Source organism: Bradyrhizobium iriomotense (assembly GCF_030160715.1).
Classification (GTDB): Bacteria; Pseudomonadota; Alphaproteobacteria; order Rhizobiales; family Xanthobacteraceae; genus Bradyrhizobium; species Bradyrhizobium iriomotense.
Window position 1 is genome coordinate 140,230 of sequence record NZ_BSOW01000002.1, and the last position, 19,962, is coordinate 160,191.

General features: G+C 65.6%; 19 protein-coding genes. 7 read left to right on the forward strand and 12 right to left on the reverse strand.

The window, feature by feature from the left end; genetic code table 11:
• Positions 1-30 precede the first annotated feature (30 nt).
• The 4 genes from QQL28_RS02970 to cobS are packed head-to-tail and all read right to left on the reverse strand — an operon-like array spanning position 31 to position 4,379.
• Positions 31-1,110 (reverse strand): esterase-like activity of phytase family protein, encoded by a 1,080-nt coding sequence (locus QQL28_RS02970; protein ID WP_284260838.1) that lies wholly within the window; start codon positions 1,108-1,110, stop codon positions 31-33.
• Positions 1,107-3,011, reverse strand: a complete 1,905-nt coding sequence (cobT, locus tag QQL28_RS02975; protein ID WP_284260840.1) for a cobaltochelatase subunit CobT — start codon at positions 3,009-3,011, stop codon at positions 1,107-1,109. Before cobT ends, QQL28_RS02970 begins: the two co-directional genes overlap by 4 nt.
• Positions 3,008-3,418: a GNAT family N-acetyltransferase gene (locus QQL28_RS02980; RefSeq protein WP_284260842.1), complete on the reverse strand. Its 411-nt coding sequence runs from the start codon at positions 3,416-3,418 to the stop codon at positions 3,008-3,010. Before QQL28_RS02980 ends, cobT begins: the two co-directional genes overlap by 4 nt.
• Before the next feature lie 4 nt (positions 3,419-3,422).
• Positions 3,423-4,379: a cobaltochelatase subunit CobS gene (gene cobS, locus QQL28_RS02985; RefSeq protein ID WP_431309574.1), complete on the reverse strand. Its 957-nt coding sequence runs from the start codon at positions 4,377-4,379 to the stop codon at positions 3,423-3,425.
• Positions 4,380-4,732: 353 nt separating this feature from the next.
• Between cobS and QQL28_RS02990 the strand changes: the two genes are divergently transcribed.
• On the forward strand, positions 4,733-5,392 hold the full coding sequence (locus QQL28_RS02990) for a DedA family protein (protein WP_284260846.1): 660 nt from the start codon (positions 4,733-4,735) through the stop codon (positions 5,390-5,392).
• A gap of 271 nt (positions 5,393-5,663) precedes the next feature.
• On the opposite strand, the gene QQL28_RS02995 is transcribed toward QQL28_RS02990, so the two are convergent.
• On the reverse strand, positions 5,664-6,893 hold the full coding sequence (locus tag QQL28_RS02995) for a citrate synthase family protein (protein WP_284260849.1): 1,230 nt from the start codon (positions 6,891-6,893) through the stop codon (positions 5,664-5,666).
• A 73-nt stretch (positions 6,894-6,966) separates the two neighbouring features.
• Between QQL28_RS02995 and QQL28_RS03000 the strand changes: the two genes are divergently transcribed.
• Positions 6,967-8,061, forward strand: coding sequence for a citrate synthase/methylcitrate synthase (locus QQL28_RS03000; RefSeq protein ID WP_284260852.1), 1,095 nt, complete (start codon positions 6,967-6,969; stop codon positions 8,059-8,061).
• Between the two features lie 334 nt (positions 8,062-8,395).
• Here QQL28_RS03000 and QQL28_RS03005 read toward each other — a convergent pair whose 3' ends face one another.
• Positions 8,396-9,031, reverse strand: coding sequence for a J domain-containing protein (locus QQL28_RS03005; RefSeq protein ID WP_284260854.1), 636 nt, complete (start codon positions 9,029-9,031; stop codon positions 8,396-8,398).
• Positions 9,032-9,202: 171 nt separating this feature from the next.
• Here QQL28_RS03005 and QQL28_RS03010 point away from each other — a divergent pair, with 171 nt between their 5' ends.
• Positions 9,203-9,478, forward strand: coding sequence for a BolA family protein (locus tag QQL28_RS03010; RefSeq protein WP_284260856.1), 276 nt, complete (start codon positions 9,203-9,205; stop codon positions 9,476-9,478).
• A gap of 165 nt (positions 9,479-9,643) precedes the next feature.
• Here the strand turns inward: QQL28_RS03010 and QQL28_RS03015 are convergent, their stop codons facing one another.
• The 3 genes from QQL28_RS03015 to QQL28_RS03025 are packed head-to-tail and all read right to left on the reverse strand — an operon-like array spanning position 9,644 to position 12,732.
• Positions 9,644-10,948 carry an HlyC/CorC family transporter gene (locus tag QQL28_RS03015; RefSeq protein WP_284260863.1) on the reverse strand — a complete coding sequence of 435 codons (1,305 nt, stop codon included), beginning with the start codon at positions 10,946-10,948 and terminating at the stop codon, positions 9,644-9,646.
• Positions 10,949-10,975: 27 nt separating this feature from the next.
• Complete coding sequence (aroB, locus tag QQL28_RS03020; protein WP_284260865.1) at positions 10,976-12,124, reverse strand: 3-dehydroquinate synthase; 1,149 nt, start codon at positions 12,122-12,124, stop codon at positions 10,976-10,978.
• Complete coding sequence (locus QQL28_RS03025) at positions 12,121-12,732, reverse strand: shikimate kinase (protein ID WP_284260867.1); 612 nt, start codon at positions 12,730-12,732, stop codon at positions 12,121-12,123. The genes aroB and QQL28_RS03025 overlap by 4 nt, the downstream gene beginning before the upstream one ends.
• A 157-nt stretch (positions 12,733-12,889) precedes the next feature.
• Here QQL28_RS03025 and QQL28_RS03030 point away from each other — a divergent pair, with 157 nt between their 5' ends.
• The 4 genes from QQL28_RS03030 to QQL28_RS03045 all read left to right on the forward strand — a co-directional run bounded on the left by QQL28_RS03030 (position 12,890) and on the right by QQL28_RS03045 (position 17,260).
• Positions 12,890-13,036 (forward strand): histidine kinase, encoded by a 147-nt coding sequence (locus QQL28_RS03030; RefSeq protein WP_284260870.1) that lies wholly within the window; start codon positions 12,890-12,892, stop codon positions 13,034-13,036.
• Between the two features lie 17 nt (positions 13,037-13,053).
• The gene (xerD, locus tag QQL28_RS03035; protein ID WP_284260873.1) at positions 13,054-14,034 is read left to right on the forward strand and encodes a site-specific tyrosine recombinase XerD; all 981 of its coding nucleotides are present in this window, start codon (positions 13,054-13,056) and stop codon (positions 14,032-14,034) included.
• Between the two features lie 265 nt (positions 14,035-14,299).
• Entirely contained in the window at positions 14,300-15,262 is a 963-nt protein-coding gene (locus QQL28_RS03040; protein ID WP_284260876.1) for an acetyl-CoA carboxylase carboxyltransferase subunit alpha, read from the forward strand.
• A 447-nt stretch (positions 15,263-15,709) separates the two neighbouring features.
• Positions 15,710-17,260 carry a L,D-transpeptidase family protein gene (locus QQL28_RS03045; RefSeq protein WP_284260879.1) on the forward strand — a complete coding sequence of 517 codons (1,551 nt, stop codon included), beginning with the start codon at positions 15,710-15,712 and terminating at the stop codon, positions 17,258-17,260.
• Between the two features lie 175 nt (positions 17,261-17,435).
• On the opposite strand, the gene QQL28_RS03050 is transcribed toward QQL28_RS03045, so the two are convergent.
• From QQL28_RS03050 to QQL28_RS03060, 3 genes are read right to left on the reverse strand one after another with little or no spacing between them, the layout of a single operon-like run.
• Positions 17,436-18,137 (reverse strand): ABC transporter ATP-binding protein, encoded by a 702-nt coding sequence (locus QQL28_RS03050; protein WP_284260881.1) that lies wholly within the window; start codon positions 18,135-18,137, stop codon positions 17,436-17,438.
• Positions 18,130-18,864: an ABC transporter ATP-binding protein gene (locus QQL28_RS03055; RefSeq protein WP_284260883.1), complete on the reverse strand. Its 735-nt coding sequence runs from the start codon at positions 18,862-18,864 to the stop codon at positions 18,130-18,132. The genes QQL28_RS03050 and QQL28_RS03055 overlap by 8 nt, the downstream gene beginning before the upstream one ends.
• Entirely contained in the window at positions 18,851-19,954 is a 1,104-nt protein-coding gene (locus tag QQL28_RS03060; RefSeq protein WP_284260885.1) for a branched-chain amino acid ABC transporter permease, read from the reverse strand. The genes QQL28_RS03055 and QQL28_RS03060 overlap by 14 nt, the downstream gene beginning before the upstream one ends.
• Between the last annotated feature and the right edge of the window lie 8 nt (positions 19,955-19,962).

The window sequence follows — 19,962 nt, forward strand, 5'->3', positions numbered from 1 at the left end:
TGAGCGCTGATCCGGGACGACGAGGGTGCGCTATTCCACCAACGTGAACTGGAGCAGCAGCGTGCGCTGGAGAAACGAAAAATTGTCGTCGGAGACGAGCGTCAGCACGGTCTCGCCCCCGGCCGTGACGTGCGCGTCGATGCCTTCCATGTTGTCGATCTCGTGGCCGAGATCGGCAGCGAAGAGCTCGGGGCCGTCGACCAGCGCGCCCGGCGCGATCGACTTCAGCTGTAGCGCGCGGATGCGGATGTTGACGCCCGTGAACCAGGAGAATTTGCGCTCCAGGATCAGAAGCTCGCCGGAGGGCAGCAGCACCGCATCGCTGATGTCATAGTTCTCGGTGCGGCGCACGCTGAACTGGCCGGGCGAGGAACCGCCGATCAAGAACGCGATCAGATTGCCGTCGCGATCGAGCCCGCGCTCGGAGAACGCGAGCAAGGTGCCCGCGAGCGGCTGCCCCTTCGGCACGAACACCAGCGCCTCGAGCCCCTTGTTGTAGGGCAGCTTCCTGGCGGCTGCCGGCAACGGCAGCACCTCGCCGCGCGCCCGCGTAAAACCTTTCGCGAGATCGAAGCGCATCAGCGCGTTGACGCGCTCGAGCCCGACATAAGCGAACGAGCCGTCGAGCGCGATCGACTCCGTGTCGTACCACAAGCGCTTGTCGGTGATCGGCCGCCCGTCTGCGTTCAGCATCGGCGCGGCCTCGACGTTATCGAGCCCGACCATGTCGCGCCCGGAATAGCGGATGGTTCCGCTGAACCATGCGCCCTGATCGGAGATCGCGATGAAGCGCTCGCCACCTTTGCGCTCACCTTGGGCGTCGAGGAAGCGGATGCCGGAGAGCCCGCCAAAGCCGCGATAGGGCGAGGTCAGCACCAGGCCGCTGCGATATTCCAACGCGCCGAAGCGGGTGCGCGCGCGATCGCGCGGCTCGAATGCGGGAATCGGCCGCGCGTTGACCTCGATGCTGACAGTCTCGGCGACGGTGCGCTCGGCCTGGCCGACAGATTTCGGCGACGGCTGGGCGCGCAAAGTTGCGGGAAGCGCAAGCGTCGCCGCTCCCGCCGCCGCATGGCCGAGGAATTGGCGGCGGGAGCAGCGCGCGGTCACGAATGCAGTTTGCGGCGCGGCCGGCTCGGGGCTTGCGCAGGCGCTGAGTGCGTCTCGCTGAACAGCTCGGCGAGCTTTTCGGTGATGGCCCCGCCGAGCTCTTCGGCATCCACGATCGTCACCGCGCGGCGGTAGTAACGCGTGACGTCATGGCCGATGCCGATCGCGATCAGCTCCACCGGCGAGCGCGTCTCGATCTCCTCGATGATGTGCCGCAGGTGCCGCTCGAGATAGTTGCCGGGATTGACCGACAGCGTGGAATCGTCGACCGGCGCGCCGTCCGAGATCATCATCAGGATCTTGCGCTGCTCGGTACGGCCGAGCAGGCGCTTGTGCGCCCAGTCGAGCGCCTCGCCGTCGATGTTCTCCTTGAGCAGCCCCTCGCGCATCATCAGCCCGAGATTTTTTCGCGCACGACGCCAGGGTGCGTCCGCCGACTTGTAGATGATGTGGCGGAGATCGTTGAGACGGCCCGGATTGGCTGGCTTGCCGGCGGCAAGCCAGGCCTCGCGGGACTGGCCGCCCTTCCAGGCGCGGGTGGTGAAGCCGAGAATCTCGACCTTGACGCCGCAACGCTCCAGCGTGCGCGCCAGGATGTCGGCACAGGTCGCCGCGACCGTGATGGGGCGTCCCCGCATCGAGCCGGAATTGTCGAGCAGCAGCGTCACCACGGTGTCGCGGAAGGTCGCTTCCTTCTCGCGCATGAAGGACAGCGGGTGATAGGGATCGGTCACCACGCGCGACAGGCGCGCGGGATCCAGAATGCCCTCTTCGAGATCGAACTCCCAGGCGCGGTTCTGCTGCGCCATCAGGCGGCGCTGCAAGCGGTTGGCGAGGCGCGCGACGATGCCTTGCAGATGCGCGAGCTGCTTGTCGAGGTAGGAGCGCAGCCGCTCCAATTCGTCATGGTCGCAGAGGTCCTCGGCGGCGATCACCTCGTCGAACTTCGGCGCGAAGGCGTGATATTCCGGCCCGCGCGGCTCGTTGGCCCCGCGCGAATTCGGCCGCGTCGCTTCCCCCGGCGTCTCGTCGTCGCCGAGCTCACCGTCGTCGAAGGAGTCGGAGGTCGAGGCCTGCGCGCTTTCCATCGCGCTCTCGCTCATCTCCTCCGTCGTCGCCTGCGCCTGGTCGGCGCTCATCTCCTGCGCAGCGTCGGAATCGGGCGAGCCCTCCGCACCGGCCTGATCGTTGTCGCCGTCGCGGTTGTCGTCCTGATTGTCGTCCTCGTCGGAATCGGCATTGCGCTCGTCACCGAGGTCGAGCGCGGACAACAGGTCATGCACGGCATCGCCGAACCGGGTCTGGTCCTCGACCAGCCGATCGAGCCGATCCAGCCGCGCGCCGATCCTGTCCTCCAGCGTCGGCCGCCAGAGATCGACCATCTTCTTCGCCGCCGCCGGCGGCGCCATCCCGGTCAGGCGTTCGCGCACCAGCATGGCGAGCGCGTCCGCCAGCGGCGCATCGGCGCGGTCGGTGATCTCGTCGAACTTGCCGCGATGGAAATGATCATCGAGCATCGCGGTGAGATTCTTCGCAACGCCCGCCATGCGGCGCGCGCCGATCGCCTCGACCCGCGCCTGCTCCACCGCCTCGAACACGCCGCGTGCCTGCGGATTGCCGGGCATCAGCTTGCGATGCAGCTTTGGATCATGACAGGCGAGCTTGAGCGCGATCGAGTCGGCATGGCCGCGCACGATCGCCGCATCACGCTTGGTCATTTTCCGCGCCGGCTCCGGCAGCCGCGCCTTGCCCGGCGCAAGGCCGGGGCGCTCGGCAGCAAAGCTGACGTCGAGCTCGGGCGCCTTGGCGATCGCCTTCAGGCATGACGCTACCGAGCGCTTGAACGGCTCGGTCGGCGCTTCCTTGGTGTTGCGGAATTTCGAGTTGGATGTGCTGCTCATAGCGACTTCGTAAACCAATGGCGCGTCACGCCGCCTGGATAGCCGTCAATGGCGCCGAATTCTTCGTAGCCGCAGGAGCGGTAGAAGCCCGGCGCCTGGAAACTCATCGTGTCGACGTAAGAGCGCGTCGCCCCTAACCGCCGCGCCTCGTCCTCGATCGCGGCGATCAGCTTGGAGCCCTGATCCTGGCCGCGCATCTTCTGCTCGATCCAGAACCACTGGATGAACAGCACCGTGGTCCAGATCTGCCCCACGATCCCGCCGACGATCTTGCCGCGGTCCTTCAGTGAGACCGCGACGCCCTTCAGCCTCTGCGTGCCCATGTGCTCGTGGTTGTAACCGGCGAGCCCGGCGAGCACAGCCTTCTTGGTCGTCCCAATGGTGCGCTCGACGGTGATGGTGGCCATGGGTCTAGCTGAGCGCCACGTTGACCGCCGACTCCGGCAGCTCCGCATTGAAGCAGCGCTGGTAGAACTCGGCGACCAGGGGACGCTCGAGCTCGTCGCACTTGTTGAGGAAGGTGACGCGGAAGGCGAAGCCGATATCGCCGAAGATGTCGGCGTTCTCCGCCCAGGTGATCACCGTGCGCGGGCTCATCACCGTCGACAGGTCGCCATTGGCGAATGCGTTGCGGGTGAGATCGGCAAGGCGAACCATCTTGTTGACGATGTCGCGGCCTTCCTGGGTGCGATAGTGCCTGGCCTTCGCCAGCACGATCTCCACTTCCTCGTCATGGCCGAGATAGTTGAGCGTGGTGACGATCGACCAGCGGTCCATCTGGCCCTGGTTGATCTGCTGGGTGCCGTGATAGAGGCCCGAGGTGTCGCCGAGGCCGACGGTGTTCGCCGTCGAGAACAAGCGGAACGCCGGATGCGGCTTGATCACCTTGTTCTGGTCCAAGAGCGTCAGGCGGCCGGAGACCTCCAGCACGCGCTGGATCACGAACATCACGTCCGGGCGGCCGGCGTCGTATTCGTCGAACACCAGCGCGACGTTGTGCTGGAGCGCCCAGGGCAGGATGCCGTCGCGGAATTCAGTGACCTGCTTGCCGTCCTTGACCACGATCGAGTCCTTGCCGACGAGGTCGATACGGCTGATGTGGCTGTCGAGGTTGACGCGCACGCAGGGCCAGTTGAGCCGCGCGGCGACCTGCTCGATATGGGTCGATTTGCCGGTGCCGTGATAGCCGGTGACCATGACGCGACGGTTCTTGGCGAAGCCTGCGAGGATCGCGAGCGTGGTGGCGCGGTCGAAGCGGTAATCGGCATCGACTTCGGGTACGTGAGGATCGACCTCGGAATAGGCCGGTACTTCGAGATCGCTGTCGATCCCAAAGACCTGGCGGACCGACACCTTCATGTCGGGCATTCCGTTGACTTCCTCAACTTTGGACAGGGCGGCGGTCGTCATTCATCCTCCGAGGCCCCGGGCGGTCCCGAGACCAGTAATTTGCACTTTGGCTGCGGCTGGGTGCAGGTGCGAACCTATCAGAGACCACGAGCCGGAAGAAGCCCGCGCCCCAATCAAAGTTCCGTTGTCTTTTCATTTAGATAGGCAAGGAACGCGATTTTTGGAAGGCTGCCCTGCGAATCACGCCGAAATTTCGCCTCGGGCAGGTGCCTTTGCCTGCGTCTTTGGCTCCGCGTCTTTGGTACTTTTTCCAGCCCACCTTACTTATGTATGGTCTGAACCCCAGTGCCTCCGCGCGACACAGAGACGACGTGACGTCCATTCTTGATCCCCTCATCGCGTTCGTCTCGGCCCATGCGTGGCTGGCTTATCTGACTCTGTTCCTCGCGGCCCTCCTGGAAGCCGTGCCGGTGGTGGGCTCGGTGATTCCAGGCTCGACCATCATCCTGGCGCTGAGCGCCCTGGTTCCGGGCGGCGAACTCCGCCTGCAATGGGTGCTGCTGGCGGCCGCCCTCGGCGCGGTGCTGGGTGACGGCTCGGCCTATTGGATCGGGCACAAGCAGCAGCGCGAGATCCTCAGCACCTGGCCGCTGACCAACTATCCCCGCGTGGTCGCGGAGAGCGAGACCTTCTTCCACCGCTTCGGTACCTGGGCAGTGTTCTTCGCACGCTTCGTGCCACCGATCCGCGCCTTCGTGCCGGTCACGGCCGGCGCACTCGGCATGCAGCCCGCACGCTTCTACGCGGTGAACATCCCCGCGATCCTGGTCTGGGCGCCCGCCCATGTGCTGCCCGGCGTGCTCGCGGTCTCCGCGCTGCACGAATATGCCGGGCTGCCGCATCATGAGCATGTCGGCAAGCACATCTGGATGTTCACCGTCGCCGGTGTCGCGATCGTCCTCGGCCTCGCGATCTGGACCATCCGCCGCCGCCACGGCAGCGGGATCGCACCGGCCAAGCCGGAGGGCTAAGGCGCGAGGATCGATCGCTTGGAGGCAAGCTCCCGCCACACCACAAGTGTCGTCCCGGCGCAGGCCGGGACCCATACCCCCAGGGAGTGGTTTGGCGAAGATTCGTAGTTCGGTACTCCCAGCGCCGACAGTCGATAGATTTCGCGGTATGGGTCCCGGCCCCCGTGCGCAATTGCGCACTAGGCCGGGACAACGCCGCGAACATGGCTACAGCCAACTACCCTACGGCAGAGGTGAACCGAGTCCCTCGGCTCGCACTGTTTCAACTGACTTAGCTCTTGGGCGGGGCGCCTGTCGTCCGCCGCCCCGGCGCGGGCCCCACATAGCGGGCACGCGGGCGGATCAGGCGGCCGTGCTGTAACTGCTCGCTGGCGTGGGCGATCCAGCCGACGCTGCGGGCCATTGCGAACAGCGCGAGCTCGCTGCCGGACGGCAGGCGCAGGGCGTGCACGAGCACGGCGAGCGCATAGTCGATATTGACGAGCTCGCCGGTCGCCTCCGCAATCCGCTCCGGCACCTCTCTGGTGAATTTGCGCGGCGCGCCGGCCCGCGCCAGCGCATTGAGCAGCGACTGCGCGCGCGGATCGCCGCGCTTGTAGACCCCGTGGCCGAAGCCGGCGAAATGCTCGCCGAGCGCGACGCGCTCGCGCACCATCGGCTCGACGTCCCGATCCACCAGCGTCTTCACGAGCTGCGAGGCCAGCACGCCGGCGCCGCCATGCTTGGGCCCCTTGAGCGCCGCAAGGCCCGCAATGACGGCATCGTAGAGATTGAGGCCGGTCGAGGCGGCGCAGCGCGCGGTGAAGGTCGAGGCATTCAATTCGTGTTCGGCGAGCAGCACCAGCGCGCGGCGGATGAGATCGGCGGCATGCTTGTTGTCGGGGGCCCAGGCGAGCGCGATCTGCTGATGCAAGGGCTCTGCCGAGGGCTCGGCATTGAGCATGGTCGCAACCAGCAGCCGAACGATGCGGGCTCCGACCATCGCGCGGCCATCTGCCGCGCGGGTGAAGGCGCGGGGATCGGCGCTCGCGGCGAGCGCCAGCACCGCGATGGCCCGGTCGATCGGCGCGGCGCGGCGCGCGGCCTCCGCGATCGCGCGCATCTCGCCGGAGACGTGGGGGCAATTGTCTGATGCAAAGGGATCGACGCCGGAGACGTCCCAGAGCAGCGTCGCGGCATGCTCGAGCGTGTCCCGCTCGGCGAGATCGACGCAGTTCACGCCGCGATAGATCGCGCCCTCCTCGGTGATGGTCGCGATCTCCGTGTCCATGACCGGCAGGTCGGCGTCGAAGCTGCGCAGGCCCCGCGGCTCGGGCGACGGGGCGCGGCGCTCCTTCAGGCCGCGGACGTCCTCGGCGCGATACCGGTTCTTGCGCGAATCCGGTGTCGGCTCGGAGCGGATCAGGCCCCGGCTGACATAGGCGTAGAGGGTCGCCGGCGAGATCGCGAGCTCGGCGGCGGCCTCGCGGGCCGAAAGGTATAGCTCCTCGGAATTTTTCATATTGATTTATGTAATCAAGATTGATCAATCTGTCGAGAGGCCTGACCTTTCTCCTCGTGAAAGGAGACAGGCCATGAACATCCATCTCAATAAAAGTCAGATCGGGCTGGACGGGGTTCCCGCCGCCGAGACCGTACTCAGCCATGTCGACGGCGAGCGCGGCGAGCTGATCATCGCCGGCGAGCATGTCGGCACCCTCGCCCGCCAGTCGAGTTTCGAGGGCGTCACCGCCCGGCTCTGGAACGGCGCCGCTGGGGGCACGCTCAGCGAAGCCAATGTGCGCGCGAACCTCGGGCTTGCACGCGAGCGCGCCTTTGCACGGCTGCCGGATCTTTTGCCGGCAACCCGCGGCATGGGCATCATCGACGGCTTTCGCACTGGTGTCGCAGGCTTGCGCGCCGAGAACGGGCTGGAGCATGAGGCGACCATCGTCGGCGCGTTTCCGGTGATTGCCGGCGCGCTGGTGCGGCGCGCGAAAGGGCTCGATCCGGTCGCACCCGATGCGAATGCGAGCCATGCCGCCGACACGCTCAGAATGCTGCGTGGCGCTGCGCCCGAGCCACGCGAGGTTGCGGCGCTCGATGCGTATCTCGTCACGGTCTGCGATCACGGCATGAACGCCTCGACCTTCGCCACGCGCGTAGTGGCCTCGACGCAGGCCGATCTGTTCGCCGCCGTCACCGCCGGCTATTGCGCGCTCACGGGCCCGCTGCATGGCGGTGCGCCGGAGCCGGTGCTGGAGATGCTGGATGCAATCGGCTCGCGCGAACGGATCAAGCCGTGGGTCGATGCGGCGCTGGCGCGCGGCGAACGGCTGATGGGTTTTGGCCATCGCGTCTATCGCGTGCGCGATCCGCGCGCCGACGTGCTCAAGGCCGCGATCGAGCGGCTTGCCGCCGACGGCGCCGACCTGCCGTTTGCCGGCGAGGTCGAGGCCTATATCCGCGCCGCGCTGCGCAAGAAGAACCCGGAGCGTCCGCTGGAGACCAATGTCGAGTTCTTCACCGCGATCCTGCTCGATGCGCTCGCAATCCCGCGCCAGGCATTCACGCCGATCTTCGCCGTAGCGCGTGCCGCGGGCTGGACCGCGCATGCGCTCGAGCATCGCCGGACAGGACGGCTGATCCGGCCAAGCTCGTCATATGTGGGGGCGATGCCGAAGGAGTGAGGAAAGCGTAGCCGGGTGGAGCGAAGCATGATCCGGGAGAGCCGTTGCGAGCTGCGAGAAAGACCCAGATTACGGTTGCGCTCCATCCGGGCTGCAGGCCTGAGTTTGTGGTGCGGCCTTGCCAAATATTCAAGTGTCGTGCCGGCGAAGGCCGGGACCCATACCGTGTGATACTTCGGTAAGCGCAGGTGTCTGTACCGCGGGAAAGACCCGTTCACTACGAGTCTTCGCCAAACCTCTCCCTGTGGCTATGGGTCCCGGATCGGCGCTCCGCTTCGCTGCGCTTGTCCGGGACAACACGGGAGAGTTTGGCAGGACCTACGGTGCAGGAGGCCTACGCCTCCTTCACCACCGTCTTCAGGTAATTATACGCCTTGATGATCTCGATCAGGCGGTCTTCGGTGGAGCGGTCGCCGCCGTTGGCGTCGGGGTGGTGCTGCTTCACCAGCGCCTTGTACTTGGTCTTGACGTCGGCGAGCGTGGCGCTGGGGCCGAGCCCCATCACCTGGAGCGCCTTGCGCTCGGCGTTCATCACCTTGCGCGTTTCAGCCTTCGGCTGGGCCTCCGGCCCGCGCCGCCAGTTGGCGCGGCCGTTGATCTCGCTGAACATGCTGAACGGATCGAAGGCGCCATCGATCTCGGCTTCCGCCCCCTTCTTGACGCCGCCATTGGCGCCCATCTTCCAGGTCGGACGGTGGCCGGTGAGCGCATCCTTCTGGTAGCGCGCAACCGCGTCGGCATTCATGCCGGAGAAGAAATTGTAATTCTGGTTGTACTCGCGCACGTGATCGAGGCAGAAGTGCCAGTACTCGCGGGAATTTTCGCGGCCCTTCGGCGCGCGATGGCTGCCCTTGTTCTGGCAGCCCGTCCATTCGCAGGCGACCACGGTTTCGCGCGGCTTCGCTTCCGGCTGTTTGCCTCGCGGCTTGACGCGGATGGAGTCGAAGAATTTTGATGAATCGATCGGCATGACTGACTTTGACTACGCAATGCAAAAACCTTCAAGTCTTGACATTGCGAATGGCGTAGAACTCGTAGCCGAAACTTCGTGTCGGCGTTCTCAAGAACGGCCGCCAAAGGCGGCCTATGCATTGACGCAACGAAATCGCGCGACTTAATGGCTCACATGACAGGCAACGACATGGCTACCCAAGACACTATCAGCAACAAGTTGCGCGAAGCTTTCTCGCCGGACAGCCTGCAAGTGGTCGATGAATCACATTTGCATGAAGGCCACGCCGGCCACCGCGCGGGCGGCGAGACGCATTTCCGGGTTTATATCGTGTCGAACGCCTTCAAAGGGAAGAGCCGGGTCGAGCGCCACCGCATGATTAATTCGACGCTGGCCGCGGAACTCTCGGGCGGCGTGCACGCCCTCGCGATACACGCGCAGGCGCCGGGGGAAGGCGGGACGTAACCCGTCAATTCGAGCAACAAATCAGGCGATTTCCCTCATCCTGAGGAGCGCGCCCTTGCGCGCGTCTCGAAGGATGAAGGCCCCGCTGCAGCGTCCCGGCTTTCATGGTTCGAGACGGCGCTTGCGCGCCTCCTCACCATGAGGATCGAGAGGAGAGCGAGAGGCTCAAAACGACGTCCCGGCCCGCCGCGGCTTGGCTTCCTCCACTTCCGCCTCGCGCGGCACCGGTGAAATACGGAGTGCGGTGATGCGGTTGCGCTCGCGGCGCAGCACGCGGAAGCGGAAGCCGTGGAAGGTGAAGCTCTGGCCACGGTCCGGGATCGAGCGCGCCTCGTGAATGACGAGGCCGGCAACCGTGGTTGCCTCTTCGTCAGGCAGGCGCCAGTCCATGGCGCGGTTGAGATCGCGGATCGGCACCGAGCCGTCGACGACGACCGAACCGTCGGGCTGGGCGCGCACGCCCGCGACGACCACGTCGTGCTCGTCGGAGATATCGCCGACGATCTCCTCCAAAATGTCTTCCAGCGTCACAAGACCTTCAACTTCGCCGTACTCGTCGACGACGAGCGCGAAATGGGTCTTGCGGCGGCGGAAGGCTTTGAGCTGCTCGGAGACCGGCCGCATCTCCGGCACGAACCAGGGCGGCAGCGCGATGGTCGAGGCGTCGATGCGCGAGGTATCGCCTTCGGAGGCGCGAATGGCGCGCAACAGGTCCTTGGCGTGCAACACGCCGATGATGTTTTCGGGCTTGTCGCGCCACAGCGGAATGCGGGTGTATTCGGTCGCCAGCACCTCGCGCACCAGATCCTCCGGCGGCAGGTCGGCGTTGATCATCATCATCTCGGTGCGATGGATCATGACGTCCGAGACCTGGAGCTCGCGCAGGTCCAGCAGGCCGCCGAGCATGTCGCGGTCCTGCTTTTCGACCTTGCCCTCGTGGTGCAAGAGGTCGACCGCGCCACGCAGGCGCTCGGTCGGCGACAGGATCGCCTGGTGCTCGCCGGCGAGGCCAAACAGCCGCATCAACAGGCGGACGATGACTTCCACCACCGTCAGCAACGGCCCGAGCACGTACATCGTCAGCCGCATCGGCCGCGCCACGGCGAGCGCAACGCGGTCGGGCGCGTTGATGGCGATGGTCTTGGGCAGGACTTCGGCGAAGATCACGACCAGTGCGGTCATCACGCCGGTCGCGTAGAGCACGCCGACCTCGCCGAACCAATTGGTGAAGATGCCGGTCGCGATCGCCGACGCGCCGATGTTGGCGATGTTGTTGCCGAGCAGCAGCGCGCCGATCAGCCGCTCGCGCATGTCGAGCAAGCGCGATACGACGTCGGCCTCGTGATGACCCTGCCTGGATAGCCGCAGCATGCTGGCGCGCGAGGCGCCGGTCAGCGCGGTCTCGCTCGCGGCGAAGAACGCCGAGACCAGCAGGCAGAAGACGACGATGGAGAATCCGAGCCAGTCCATGACCCAACCGCCGATGTCAGTCGCCCATCACGCCTTGCGCGCGAGCTTGTCGTTGAGGAAGTCGCGTACCAGCTGTGGCTCGACGTCCTTGGCGATCACAGCGCGCCCGACGGCTTCGAGCAGGATGAAGGTGAGCTTGCCGCGCTTGACCTTCTTGTCCTGCGCCATCAGCGCCAGCAGCGCGTCGGCGTCGGCAAGCCCTTCCTGCGCGAAGCCGGCAATGTCCTGGAGCCGCGTCGGCAGCCCTGCTTCCGCAAGGTGACGTTCAACCCGCGCCGCGTCCGTCGCACCGATCATGCCAAGCTTTGCGGAAAACTCCGCTGCCAGCACCATGCCGATGGACACGCCCTCGCCGTGGAACAGCCGGTCGGAGAAGCCGGTGGCGGCTTCCAGCGCGTGACCAAAAGTGTGGCCGAGATTGAGCAGCGCGCGCTCGCCGGTCTCGCGCTCGTCGCGCGAGACGACGCCCGCCTTGGCGCGGCAGGAGGTCGCAATCGCATGCTCGCGCGCCGAGCCGCCCTTGAAGATGTCGGAATGGTTCTTCTCCAGCCAGGCGAAGAAGGCCTCGTCGCCGAGCACGCCATATTTGGCGACCTCGGCATAGCCGGCGCGGAACTGCCGCGGCGACAGCGTATCGAGCACGGCGGTGTCGGCAATCACCAGCACCGGCTGGTGGAAGGCGCCGAGCAGATTCTTGCCCTGCGGCGAGTTGATGCCGGTCTTGCCGCCGACGGAGGAATCGACCTGCGCCAGCAGCGAGGTCGGCACCTGAACGAAATCGACGCCACGGCGCAGGATCGCGGCCGCAAAGCCGGCGAGATCGCCGACCACGCCGCCGCCGAGCGCGATGACGAGATCGTTGCGCTCGATCTTTGCCGCGATCAGCGCCTCGCTGACTTTTTCGAGCCCGGCATAGGTCTTGGAGATCTCGCCTTCCTCGACGACGATGCGCGAGGTCGGGATGCCAGCGGACGCGAGCGAGGCTTCGGTCGGCTCCAGCCAATGTTTGGCGACGGTGCGATCGGTCACAACAGCGGTGCGCACGCCGGGGCGCAAGGCCGCGATCCGCGCGCCGACCGAAGCCAGCACGTCGCGGCCGATGACGATGTCGTAGGCGCGCTCGCCGAGCGCGACGTCGACGATAACGGGATCTGAATGTTTCAACGGCGCGGTCATCTGGCGGCACTCGCTACATCGTCAGGTGGGTCGCCGCAAAGATGGTGGCGCAGCGTCTCGAGGCACTCCTCCACGATCCGGTCATGCGGCACGTCGCGTGAGGAGATCGTGAGGTCGGCGTTCTGGTAGATCGGCTCACGCTCGCTGAGCAGCCGGGTCACCGTCCCCTCGGGATCGGCGGTTTGCAGCAGCGGGCGATCGGCGCGGCGGCGCACCCGCCGCATGATGACGTCATGATCGGCCCTGAGCCAGATCGAGACCGCCTTGGCCGCAATGCGCGCCCGCGTCTCCTCGCGCATGAAGGCGCCGCCGCCGGTCGCAAGCACCAGCGGCCCACCATCCAGGAGGCGCGCGATCACCCGCATCTCGCCGTCGCGAAAATAAGGCTCGCCGTGGCGCTCGAAAATTTCCGGTATGGTCATGCCGGCGGCCGCCTCGATCTCGGTGTCGGCATCGACGAAGGGCAGCTTGAGCCGGGCCGCGAGGCGCCGGCCGATGGTGGATTTGCCGACCCCCATCATGCCGACCAGCACGATCGAGCGGCCCGCAAGCGCCGACAGGATGTCGGGCTCGGGCGAGCTTGCGGCTGGCATGGCGGCGTCGGACATGGATCTCGCTCAATTTGCCGCCAAAGGCGGCATGTTGGGCCACCTATACGACCCCCAACGGGCCCTCGCCAGAGACTCTTGCCACGAAACGGCGAACATGTTGGATGATTTCATTGGTTAATTCGTCCCGACGAGACCCCTACCGAGACCTCGCCCGATGCCCAGCCTGTTCCGCTTCCTGACGGTCGTCGCCGTGCTTGCCGGCATCGTCTATGGCGTGATCTTCGCGCTGGCCAATTTCGTCAATCCAAAGCCGCGGGAAATGTCGGTCACCATCCCGCCTGACAAATTTCTCAAGAAATAGCGGCTAGCCTGCAGGGCATGTCAGCAAAGCCCTCCGATACCCAACTGACCAGCCTGTTCCTCGATATGCTCGCGGCGGAACAGGGCGCCGGCCCCAACACGCTCGACGCCTACCGGCGCGACCTCACCGATTTCTCCGACTTTCTCGGCCACAAGGGCCAGGATTTCATCGGCGCGGACACGCAAGGCTTGCGCGACTATCTCGCCGATCTCGACACGCGCGGCTTCAAGTCCTCAAGCGTCGCGCGCCGCCTCTCGGCTATGCGGCACCTGTTTCGCTTCCTGCTCAACGAGCGGATCCGCAGCGACGATCCCGCCGCGATCCTGTCGGGGCCAAAGCGCGGCCGCGGCCTGCCAAAGGTGCTGTCGATCGCGGACGTCGATCGCATGCTGAGGCGCGCCAAGGAGCTGAGCGAGGCGGCTGATGCATCGCCCTCGCAGCGGCTGCGCAGCCTGCGGCTCTACTGCCTGTTGGAAGTGCTCTACGCCACCGGCCTGCGCGTCTCCGAGCTGGTGTCGCTGCCGCGCACGGCGGCAAAGCGCGACGCGCGCATGATCGTGGTGCGCGGCAAGGGCAACAAAGAGCGGCTGGTGCCGCTCAACGAGGCCGCGCGTCAGGCGATGGCGGATTATCTCGTGGCGACGGACGCCGCCAAAGGCGACACCAAGGGTGACGGCAAGTCGAGCAAGAAAGGCAGCATCTCGGTTTCGAAATGGTTGTTTCCTTCCTTCGGCGAAAGCGGCCACCTGACGCGGCAGCATTTTGCCCGCGACCTGAAGGAGCTCGCGGTCGCCTCCGGGCTTCAAGCGCGGCTCGTTTCCCCGCACGTGCTGCGCCACGCCTTCGCCAGCCACCTCCTGCACAACGGCGCCGATTTGCGCATCGTGCAGACCCTGCTCGGCCACACCGACATCTCGACGACGCAGATCTACACTCACGTCGTGGAGGAGCGGCTGAAGAGCCTGGTGCGCGACCTGCACCCGCTGGCGGAGAAGTAGGTGTTTGCGTCGTAGATGGGATAGCGCGCTGCGATTTGCTTTGCTCGGCCCTCTCCCAATCGTCGTCCCGGCGAAGGCCGGGACGACCCGCTAAACAACCATCCGCCTTGACTTCGGCCGTTTCTCCGCAGAAAGAGCCGTCTCCTGCCCGTGATTTGGCGCGCTGCGTCGGTGCGCACAAGCCAACTCATTGAAGAAGCTACACTTCTACCCGCAACCTCAAATCCGTTTCGCCTCCACGCCCTGTCCTCCTTATATTGAACCGATGCCAGACCTCATGCGCAGCTATCTCGACTTCGAAAAGCCCGTCGCCGAGCTCGATTCCAAGCTCGACGAATTGCGCGCGCTCTCGGCTTCCGGCACCGACATCGCCGAGGAGGTCGACAAGATCGAGGACAAGGCGGCGCAGGCGCTCGCCGACCTGTATGCGAATTTGACGCCGTGGCAGAAGACGCTGGTCGCCCGCCATCCGCAGCGGCCGCACTTCTCCGATTTCATCAAGGGCCTGGTCACCGAATTCACCCCGCTCGCCGGCGACCGCAAGTTCGGCGAGGACGAGGCGCTGGTGGCGGGCTTCGGCCGCTTCCGCGGCGAAGCCATCTGCGTGATGGGCCAGGAAAAGGGCGATTCCACCGAGAGCCGCATCAAGCACAATTTTGGCATGGCGCGGCCCGAAGGCTATCGCAAGGCGGTGCGGCTGATGGAGATGGCCGAGCGGTTTGGCCTGCCCGTGCTGTCGCTCGCCGATTCGGCCGGTGCCTATCCCGGCATCGGCGCCGAAGAGCGCGGACAGGCCGAGGCCATCGCGCGCTCGACGGACGCCTGCCTGTCGCTGGGCGTGCCGAACGTCGCGATCATCACCGGCGAGGGCATGTCGGGCGGCGCGATCGCGATCACCACGGCGAACCGCGTCTTGATGCTGGAGCATGCGATCTACAGCGTGATCTCGCCGGAGGCCGCCTCCTCGATCCTCTGGCGTGACGGCACCAAGGCCCAGGAAGCCGCCAACAGCATGAAGATCACCGCCCAGGACATGCTGCGCTTCGGCGTCATCGACAGCATTTTGAAGGAGCCGGTCGGCGGCGCCCATCGCGACCCCGCCGCCATGATCGCCACCACGGGCGACGCGATCGAGCAGGCCTTCGTCGAGCTGCGCAATCTGGACGCCGACGCCATCCGCAAGCAGCGCCGGCAGAAATTCCTCGAAATCGGCCGCAAACTGGGATGAATTGACCCCTTCGTGTCCCGGACGCGCTGCAGCGCGGAGCGATGCTGCGCAGAGCCGGGACCCAGCCTCACACACCAGTCAAGAATGGGCCCCGGCTCTGCGACGCACCACTACGTGCTGCGTCGCGTCCGGCGCACGAGTCGCAAAGCCCCCGGTAAACCCCCATTAACCCTTTTTTGGCCCGAATCGGCGATCCCGGCCGTAATTGGGCCGCTACGCCCTGATTTAGTCTTTGTTGACCATCCCTATGGGGCAACGCCCTCGTGATCCGCGCCTGGGTTGCGACGGTTTGGCCCAGAGGGTAAGATTTTAATCAATGGCTTCAGGGCATAAGCGCTGGGGTTTGGTCTGCAAAAAGCCCGCTCGCCGCGGGTCCGGATCGCCGGTCAGGCCACGCTCCAAGACTTGGGGTTTTCGCTGACTTGCCCGGTGAGTGTGGGGTCCGTCTTGATTTCTAGCTCGCTTGCACGCGCGCTTTTGACGTCGGTTGCGCTTGTCGCCAGCGTGATGCTGGCTGGCTGCGACACCGACCAGGTCTCGCTCGCGACCAACGCCAAGGCCAACCAGCCCGTCTCGCCAAAGCTTCTCGCCGCGATGACCGAGAAGGACATGGATCTGCAATCGCCGATCCTGGTCCGCCTGTTCAAGCAGGAGGCCGAGCTCGAGGTCTGGAAGCAGACCCGCTCCGGCCAGTTCGCACTGCTCAAAACCTATCCGATCTGCCGCTGGTCCGGTGATCTCGGCCCGAAGGTGCGCGAAGGCGACCGCCAGGCGCCCGAGGGCTTCTATTCGATCAACCCCAGCCAGATGAATCCGCAGTCGGCCTATTACCTCTCCTTCAACACCGGCTATCCGAACGCGTTCGACCGCGCGCTCGGCCGGTCCGGCTCGCAGCTGATGGTGCATGGCGATTGCTCGTCGCGCGGCTGCTACGCGATGACGGATGAGCAGATCGCGGAAATCTATTCGCTCGGGCGCGAGTCCTTTTTCGGCGGCCAGAAAGCGTTCCAGTTCCAGGCGTATCCTTTCAAGATGACGCCGGTGAACATGGCCAAGCACCGCAACAATCCGAACATGGCCTTCTGGAAGATGATCAAGGAAGGCAATGATCATTTCGAGGTGACGCGGCAGGAGCCGAAGGTCGATTTCTGCGAAAAGAAATACGTCTTCGACGCCGCCAAGACGCCGGATGCCAAGCGCGATCCCGTGTTCGACGCTTCCGCCAAGTGCCCGGCCTATGTGATCCCCGAGGACGTTGCGCAGGCCGTGCGCGAGAAGCAGGAAAAAGACGAGGCGGAATACAACAAGCTCGTCGCCAAGGGCATTGCGGTCGCGCGCATGAACACCGGCATCGACGGCGGCATGAACAAGGTGTTCGCCGCCAAGATTCCGGAAGGCTCGACGGGCCTGTCCGAGGGCGCCGAAGGCAACACGCTTCAGATGTTAGCGATGTCGAAGGCGCCCGGCACGATCCCCGGCACCGTCAACCCGCCAAAGCCGAACCTCGAGCCTGCCGCTGCAGCACCGCAGAGTGAGCCGGTCGTCGCCGCCCCCGCGCAGGCCAGCAACACCCGCGTCGCATCAGCTGCTCCGGTCGAGAAATCCGAAGGCGGTGGCTTCTTCTCGGGCCTCGCCCGCAAGATGGGCATGGGCTCCGCCGACACCACAGCGACCACATCGCCGCCGCCGGCCACCACTTCGGCAACCCCGCCAACGGCAGCGTCCAGGCTGAAGGCCGCGGTGACCCGGTTCGTGCCCGGCCGCGACGCGAGCAAGGACGCGAAGGACGCACCCAAGGAAACGGCCAAGCCGGTCGCAGCCGCCAAGCCCGCCGATCCGAAGCCGGCCGACACCCGCGTTGCCGCATCACGCCCGCCGCTGAAGCCGTCGGTGTCGGATAGCGCAGCTGCTGCCGGCAACAAGGACGCGCAGCTTGCCGGCGCGGCACCGGTGATGTCGTCGAACTCGTTCGACAGCCGGTTCGGGGCGGTGAAGTAGGCGACGTCTTCGTCGCGGCCAGCAACACACTCAGCCGTCATTCCCCGCGAAAGCGGGGAATCCAGTATTCCAGAGACAGCGCGAGGATCCGGAGAGGCCACGGCGTATTGGGTGGCCCGGTCAAGCCGGGCGACGACCGCGGTAGGTTAAAGCATCGAGCCGTCTTCGATCAGAGCTACGGCGCCAGATACCGCAGCAGCTCCGGATTCCCCCTCACATCCCCCGCCGCGCCCTGCAGCGCGACCCTTCCGCGGTCGAGGACGTAGGCGTAGTCGGCGACGCGGAGCGCGAGGTCGAGGTGCTGCTCGACGATGATCACCGCGATCTGCTTGGCGAGCTCGATCAGGCGCTCGGTGATCTCCTCGATGACGCCGATCCAGACGCCCTCGGTCGGCTCGTCCAGCAGCAGCAGCTTTGGATCGCCGAGCATGGCGCGGCCGATGGCGAGCATCTTGCGCTCGCCGCCGGAGAGCGTGCCGGCGGGCTGGTCGAGGCGCTCGCCGAGTTTTGGGAAGATCGTCAGCACGCGATCGACGGCGCTGGAGTCCTTGGCTGCGAGCGAGCCGACGGCGAGATTGTCGCGCACCGACAGGCGGGCGAACACCGAATGCTCCTGCGGCACGTAGCCGATGCCGGCGCGCACCCGCTCCTGGGTAGCGCGGCGGCTGATGTCGCGGCCGTCGAAGGCGACCTCGCCCTTCCACGCCGGCAGTTCGCCGACGATGGTCTTCATCAACGTGGTCTTGCCGGCACCGTTGCGCCCCAACACGGCGACGCCTCCGCGCCAGGGTATGCCGAGGCTGACGTCGAACAGCACCTGGCTGCGGCCGTAGCCGGCGTCGAGATGTCTGATGTCGAGAAATTCTTGCTCAGGCACGGCGCAGATAAATCTCCTGGACGGACTTGTTGGCCTGGATCTCGGACACCGTGCCCGATGCCAGCACCTTGCCCTGGTCGAGCACGGTGAGGCGGTCGCAGATGTCGCGGATGAAGTCGAGGTCATGTTCGACGATAACAAGCGAACAGTGATTTTTGATTGGCTGCAAAAGCTCGCCGGTGACGCGGCGTTCCTCGAGGCTCATGCCGCCGGTCGGCTCGTCGAGCAGCAACAGCCGCGGCTTGCCCGCCAGCGCCATTGCGATCTCCAGCCATTGCTGCTGGCCGTGCGACAGCGTCGCGGCGGCATCGAAGGCGCGGTCGGCGAGACGGAACTGGGTCAGCATCGTCATGACCTGGTCGTGCAGGAACCCGCGCGTGCGCGAGAACACGAGATCGAACAGCGAGGACTGCGCCTGCAGCGCGAGCAGAATGTTGTCGTAGAGCGTGAGCGTCGGCAGCACGGATGTGATCTGGAATTTCAGGCTCATGCCTGCGCGGGCGCGCTCGGTCGGCGTGAAGGCGGTGATGTCGGCGTTGACGAAAGAGACCTTGCCTTGGGTCGGCACCTCGGCGCCCGCGATGCATTTCATCAGCGTGCTCTTGCCCGAGCCGTTCGGCCCGATCAGGCCGTGAAACTCGTTCTCGCCGACGGTGAGCGCGGCGCCGTCGAGCGCGGTGAGCTTGCCGAAGATTTTTGTGATGCCGGCGGCCTCAAGAAGCGGCATTGCGCTTCTCCTTTTCGTTCTCCTTGGGTTTCGCACCAAAGCTGCCGACGCGCTCGCGCTCAGCGAGTACGAAGCTGATCAGGCCCAGCGGGCGGAACAGAATGACGAGCAGCAGCAGCACGCCCAGAATGATCGGCCAGATGTCGCGATAATTGTCCGACAGCCAGAAGCTGACGCCTTCGATGATGACGGTGCCGATGACCGCGCCGATCAGCGTGCCGGAGCCGCCGAACAGCACGTAGAGCACGACCTGGGTGGAGACGACGACGCCGACCATGTTGGGCCAGACGAACCCCTCGTGGAAGGCATAGAGGCTGCCGGCAAGACCGGCGATGGTGCCCCCGACCGCGAACACGATCGCCTTGAGATGCTGCGCCTTGTAGCCGAAGAAGGCGATGCGCTGCTCGTTCTCGCGAAGCCCTGCGAGCGCCAGGCCGAATTGCGAGCGCACCAGGAAACGGCACAACAGATAGACGACGACGAGAATGCCGAGCGTGAGATAATAGAAGACCGGCCCTTCCGAGAATTCGTAACCGCCGAGCGTCATCGGCGAGATCGAGGGGATGCCGTTCTGGCCGCCGAGATAATACCAGCCGCGCGCGAGGCGGTCGGCGGCATAGGAACCGGTGAGCGTACCGAGCGCAACGAAGATCACGCTCGACGGGTGCCGGCCGAGCAGCAGGAAGCCGCCGAGCAGGAGCGCGAAGGTGAGGCCGATGATCGTGCCCGCAGGGAGCACCAGGAAGATGTTGGTGATGTCGAGATCACGCGCGAGCAGTGCCACGCCATAGCCGGCCGAGCCGAAGAACAAGGCCTGGCCGAAGCTCATGATGCCGGCATAGCCCCAGACGAGGTCGAACGACAGCGCGAACAGCGCCAGGATGATGACGCGGGTCGCGAACACCGTGAGATAGTCCTGGAGCACGAGCGGCGCGATCAGCGCCGCGAGCAACACCAGGCCTTCGACGATCGGCAGGACCTTTCGCCCGGAGGCGGCCTGCCGCGCTTCGCTCTCAGCCATCGCACCGTCCGGTTCGTCGCCGACATCGGCATCGATGGCTTCTCTTACCACACTCATCGACTTCAGCATTCCGTCTC

Excerpts from the sequence above, each read along its gene's own strand:
- cobT (WP_284260840.1), bottom strand. The coding sequence starts at position 3,011 with ATGAGCAGCACATCCAACTCGAAATTCCGCAACACCAAGGAAGCGCCG.
- QQL28_RS02980 (WP_284260842.1), bottom strand. The coding sequence starts at position 3,418 with ATGGCCACCATCACCGTCGAGCGCACCATTGGGACGACCAAGAAGGCT.
- cobS (WP_431309574.1), bottom strand. The coding sequence starts at position 4,379 with ATGCCCGACATGAAGGTGTCGGTCCGCCAGGTCTTTGGGATCGACAGC.
- QQL28_RS02995 (WP_284260849.1), bottom strand. The coding sequence starts at position 6,893 with ATGAAAAATTCCGAGGAGCTATACCTTTCGGCCCGCGAGGCCGCCGCC.
- QQL28_RS03000 (WP_284260852.1), top strand. The coding sequence starts at position 6,967 with ATGAACATCCATCTCAATAAAAGTCAGATCGGGCTGGACGGGGTTCCC.
- QQL28_RS03005 (WP_284260854.1), bottom strand. The coding sequence starts at position 9,031 with ATGCCGATCGATTCATCAAAATTCTTCGACTCCATCCGCGTCAAGCCG.
- QQL28_RS03010 (WP_284260856.1), top strand. The coding sequence starts at position 9,203 with ATGGCTACCCAAGACACTATCAGCAACAAGTTGCGCGAAGCTTTCTCG.
- QQL28_RS03015 (WP_284260863.1), bottom strand. The coding sequence starts at position 10,948 with ATGGACTGGCTCGGATTCTCCATCGTCGTCTTCTGCCTGCTGGTCTCG.
- aroB (WP_284260865.1), bottom strand. The coding sequence starts at position 12,124 with ATGACCGCGCCGTTGAAACATTCAGATCCCGTTATCGTCGACGTCGCG.
- QQL28_RS03025 (WP_284260867.1), bottom strand. The coding sequence starts at position 12,732 with ATGTCCGACGCCGCCATGCCAGCCGCAAGCTCGCCCGAGCCCGACATC.
- QQL28_RS03030 (WP_284260870.1), top strand. The coding sequence starts at position 12,890 with ATGCCCAGCCTGTTCCGCTTCCTGACGGTCGTCGCCGTGCTTGCCGGC.
- xerD (WP_284260873.1), top strand. The coding sequence starts at position 13,054 with ATGTCAGCAAAGCCCTCCGATACCCAACTGACCAGCCTGTTCCTCGAT.
- QQL28_RS03040 (WP_284260876.1), top strand. The coding sequence starts at position 14,300 with ATGCCAGACCTCATGCGCAGCTATCTCGACTTCGAAAAGCCCGTCGCC.
- QQL28_RS03055 (WP_284260883.1), bottom strand. The coding sequence starts at position 18,864 with ATGCCGCTTCTTGAGGCCGCCGGCATCACAAAAATCTTCGGCAAGCTC.
- QQL28_RS03060 (WP_284260885.1), bottom strand. The coding sequence starts at position 19,954 with ATGCTGAAGTCGATGAGTGTGGTAAGAGAAGCCATCGATGCCGATGTC.